Genomic DNA, 4,255 nt, shown 5'->3' with positions numbered 1-4,255 from the left:
CCCGTACCGCCTCGGGCGCGAGCTCGACGTCGACGCCGCGGGCGTCGCCCGGCTCGTCGGGCAGGGGTCACTGCGCCGGGCGCTCGAACGGTACCCCGGGCCGCTTCTCCCCGCCTCGGTCGCCCCGGGCATCGTCGAGCTCCGCGACGAGCTCGCGAGCCGGCTGCGCGAGTCGATGATCGCCGACGCGTCGCCCGAGCTGCTCGCGGAGTTCGCCGAGCGCGACGAGCACCGCTACGACGCCGGGATCTGGCGCGCGCTCCTCGAGGTGCTGCCTCCGCGTTCACCGCGGCGAGCTTCGGTGGTCGCGCACCTCGAGCGCATCGACGCGGCGCTCCGCTGACGCGCGAGCCCGAGGCATCCGTCGCCCGCACTGCAACGCTCCTGCAACCCCCGGGCAACGGGGACGCAACGCGCGCACTCGTACCGTGACGATCGCCCCACTCCGAGGGCATGACGACGACGTCACGAGGAGACACGATGACCGTGTACGCCGCGCCCGGCACCGCCGGCGCACTGATCCAGTTCAAGCCGCGCTACGAGCACTTCATCGGCGGCGAGTGGGTGAAGCCCGTCGAGGGCGCCTACTTCGACGACATCTCACCGGTGAACGGCAAGCCCTTCGCCGAGGTCGCCCGCGGCACCGCCGCCGACATCGAGGCCGCGCTCGATGCGGCGCACCGGGCCGCCCCGGCGTGGGGCCGCACCAGCACGGCGCACCGCGCGGCCATCCTGAACGCCATCGCCGACCGCATCGATGCGAACCTCGAGCTCCTCGCGGTCGCCGAGACGTGGGACAACGGCAAGTCGATCCGCGAGCCGCTGAACGCCGACCTGCCGCTCGCGAGCGACCACTTCCGCTACTTCGCGAGCCTCATCCGCGCGCAGGAGGGCAGCTTCACGCAGCTCGACGAGGACAACGTCGCCTACCACTTCGACGAGCCGCTCGGCGTGGTCGGACAGATCATCCCGTGGAACTTCCCGCTGCTCATGGCCGTGTGGAAGCTCGCCCCGGCCCTGGCCGCGGGCAACGCGGTCGTGCTGAAGCCCGCCGAGCAGACGCCCGTCTCGATCCTGGTGCTCGTCGAGCTCATCGCCGACCTGCTTCCGGCGGGCGTGCTCAACGTCGTCAACGGCTTCGGCGTCGAGGCGGGCAAGCCGCTCGCGTCGTCGAACCGCATCCGGAAGATCGCGTTCACGGGCGAGACCACGACGGGCCGGCTCATCCTGCAGTACGCCTCGGCGAACATCATCCCCTCGACCGTGGAACTCGGCGGGAAGAGCCCGAACATCGTCTTCGAGTCGGTCGCCGACCGCCGCGACGCGTTCTACGAGAAGGCCCTCGAGGGCTTCAGCCTGTTCGCGTTCAACCAGGGCGAGGTCTGCACGTGCCCGAGCCGGTCGCTCATCCAGAAGTCGATCTACGACACCTTCCTCGACGACGCGATCGAGCGCACGAGGCTCGCCCGCCAGGGCAATCCGCTCGACACCGAGACGCAGGTCGGCGCGCAGGCGTCGAACGACCAGCTCGAGAAGATCCTGAGCTACATCGACATCGGCAAGAAGGAGGGCGCGAAGCTGCTCCTCGGCGGTGAGCGCGTCGACCTCGGCGGCGACCTCAGCGAGGGCTACTACGTCGCCCCGACGATCTTCGAGGGCGAGAACCGGATGCGCCTGTTCCAGGAGGAGATCTTCGGACCCGTCGTCGCGGTCACGAGCTTCGAGGACTACGACGACGCGATCCGGATCGCGAACGACACGCTCTACGGCCTCGGCGCCGGCGTCTGGAGCCGCAACGGCAACGAGGCGTACCGCGCCGGTCGCGACATCCAGGCGGGCCGCGTGTGGGTGAACAACTACCACGCGTACCCCGCGGGTGCGGCGTTCGGCGGCTACAAGTCCTCGGGCATCGGCCGCGAGAACAACAAGGAGGCCCTCGCGCACTACCAGCAGACGAAGAACCTCCTCGTCAGCTACAGCGAGAACCCGCTCGGGTACTTCTGATCGGCAGCCGGCCATGACGATCGAGACGACGGATGTCGCGGCGCTCGCCGCACGCGTGGTCGCGTCGGTCACGGTCGAGGGCGACGTCTCGCCGCGGGTGGAGCTCACGCCCGCGGCGGGCGTCCTGCTCGCGACGCTGTGGGCGAAGCACGGGCCGTTGATGTTCCACCAGTCGGGCGGATGCTGCGACGGGAGCGCGCCGATGTGCTACCCGGCCGGGGATCTCGTCACGAGCGCCGCCGACGTGCTGCTCGGGGAGCTCGACCTCGGCTCCGGGCGGGTCGTGCCGTTCTGGATGTCGGCGGAGCAGTTCCGGTACTGGCGGCACACGCACCTCACGGTCGACGTCGTACCGGGCCGGGGGAGCGGGTTCTCGCTCGAGGCGCCCGAGGGCGTGCGATTCCTCATCCGCTCGCGGCTCATGGAGGAGTGAGCCGCACCACAGCTCCACGCCGCGGGGCGGCGATTCCGCAGCCTGCCCCTTCCTCGTCGCGGTGGTCCCGATGGCCTCCGCACACGAAGAAACTCGTCGCCCCGTGGTGTGGCCTCAGCCGACAGCACTCCGGGGCGACGAGCTCTTTAGGGCTACAGACTGCATCGTGTTCGCCATCCGCGCAAGAGTGCGGTGGACGGGTGTCCGCGATTGAACCGGGACGCGGCATCCGTTTGGATGGACCCATGACTGATACGAACAGCAAGCCCGAGGTCGAGGCTCCCGAGGGCCCGGCGCCCGTGGAACTCGTCATCGAGGACCTCGTCGTCGGCGACGGAGCGGAGGCCGCGCCCGGCTCGACGGTCGACGTGCACTACCTCGGCGTCGAGTACGACTCGGGCGAGGAGTTCGACTCGTCGTGGAGCCGCGGCCAGTCGATCAACTTCCCGCTGCAGGCGCTCATCGCCGGGTGGCAGGAGGGCATCCCCGGCATGAAGGTCGGCGGGCGACGCAAGCTCACCGTGCCCCCGGCGAAGGCCTACGGCACCGCCGGCGGCCACCCGCTGTCGGGCAAGACCCTGATCTTCGTGATCGACCTGCTCGGCGTCAGCTGACCCGAGCCCCCTGAACGGCCGGAGGCCGGCGCACCGTACCCGGGCGCCGGCCTTCGTCGTGCCCGGGCGGCGCCGGTTTCGGGATCTTTCCATGCATGTGCATCCGATCGGCCCGTTCGGTCGGAAGGAAGTGGTGTCAGGCAAGATCCGACCCGCGAACCGCGGGTACGACCGGGAGGACACCATGAAGAAGATCATCGCCGCCGGAATCGGCGCCGGAGCGCTCGTCGCGCTCGGCGGACTCGCTCCGGCCAACGCCGCCGAGGACGCGGCCATGCTCTCCGTGCTGCACGGGGTTCCCGGCCTCACCGTCGACGTGTACGTCAACGACGAACTGACGCTCGACGACTTCGAGCCGGGCGACCTGGCGGGCCCGCTCGAGCTGGCCGCGGGAACGTACTCCGTCGCGATCACCGCCGCCGACGCCGCAGACGCCTCCGAGCCCGTGATCGGGCCCGTCGACCTGCCGCTCGAGGCGGGCGGGAACTACACGGCCGTCGCGAACCTCGACGCCGAGGGCAACCCGACCGCGAACCTGTTCACGAACGACGTCTCGGAGATCGCCGCCGGGGAGGGCCGCCTCACGGTGCGCCACGTCGCCGCGGCACCCGCCGTCGACGTCCTCGCCGGTGGCGAGGCCGTGATCACCGACCTCGCGAACCCCGACGAGGCATCGCTCGACCTGCCCGCGGGCACCGTCGAGGCCTCGGTCGCCGCCGCGGGCACGACCGACCCGGTGCTCGGGCCGGCACCCGTCGACGTCGCGGAGGGCACGCTGACGATCGCCTACGCCTGGGGGAGCCTCGAGGACGACACGCTCGCACTCGCGGTCCAGACGGTGACGGGCATGCACTCGAGCCCCGACGGGGTCCCGGCCGGGGCTGCCGGACTCGTCGCGACGAACGCACCTGAGCGCGTGTTCGGGCTCTGGGCGGCCGCGGGCATCGCGGCGCTCTCGGTGATCGCGATCGCCGCCGGTGCGGTCCGCAAGACCGCGTCCGCGAAGGCCGAGCGCTGATCACCATGCGGGGGAAGACGGTCGCGGCCGGGGTGTTCGGGCCCCCGGTCGCGGCCGTCGCCGTGCTCGTCCTCCTCGTCGGGTGCGCGATGGCACCCGGCGAGCGTGACGAGACCGACCCCGCCGCGTCGCCGACGGCGACTCCCGAAGCGACCACGTCCGAGGCGACGGCCGCCCGGCCCGCCG

The 4,255-nt window shown here is 71.4% G+C and carries 5 protein-coding genes and 1 pseudogene; all 6 read left to right on the top strand.

Annotation, left to right across the window (positions count from 1 at the left end):
- Nucleotides 1-343, top strand: a pseudogene (locus ESO86_RS18970) (transcriptional regulator); the annotation flags it as partial.
- 137 nt (nt 344-480) lie between these two features.
- Nucleotides 481-2,004: an acetaldehyde dehydrogenase ExaC gene (gene exaC, locus ESO86_RS12435; RefSeq protein WP_129235312.1), complete on the top strand. Its 1,524-nt coding sequence runs from the start codon at nt 481-483 to the stop codon at nt 2,002-2,004.
- Between the two features lie 13 nt (nt 2,005-2,017).
- On the top strand, nt 2,018-2,437 hold the full coding sequence (locus ESO86_RS12430; RefSeq protein WP_129235311.1) for a DUF779 domain-containing protein: 420 nt from the start codon (nt 2,018-2,020) through the stop codon (nt 2,435-2,437).
- Between the two features lie 245 nt (nt 2,438-2,682).
- Nucleotides 2,683-3,051 carry an FKBP-type peptidyl-prolyl cis-trans isomerase gene (locus tag ESO86_RS12425; RefSeq protein WP_129235310.1) on the top strand — a complete coding sequence of 123 codons (369 nt, stop codon included), beginning with the start codon at nt 2,683-2,685 and terminating at the stop codon, nt 3,049-3,051.
- A gap of 184 nt (nt 3,052-3,235) precedes the next feature.
- A complete protein-coding gene (locus ESO86_RS12420; RefSeq protein WP_129235313.1) occupies nt 3,236-4,069 on the top strand; it encodes a DUF4397 domain-containing protein in 834 nt (277 codons plus the stop codon).
- A gap of 5 nt (nt 4,070-4,074) precedes the next feature.
- Nucleotides 4,075-4,255, top strand: a 181-nt coding sequence (locus tag ESO86_RS19765; RefSeq protein WP_422836494.1) for a hypothetical protein, incomplete at its 3' end; no start/stop codon positions are given.

The organism is Agromyces binzhouensis (assembly GCF_004135055.1).
GTDB classification, from domain to species: Bacteria; Actinomycetota; Actinomycetes; order Actinomycetales; family Microbacteriaceae; genus Agromyces; species Agromyces binzhouensis.
The sequence above is the reverse complement of the archived record's forward strand: the minus strand, read 5'-3'. Positions and strand labels throughout refer to the sequence as shown.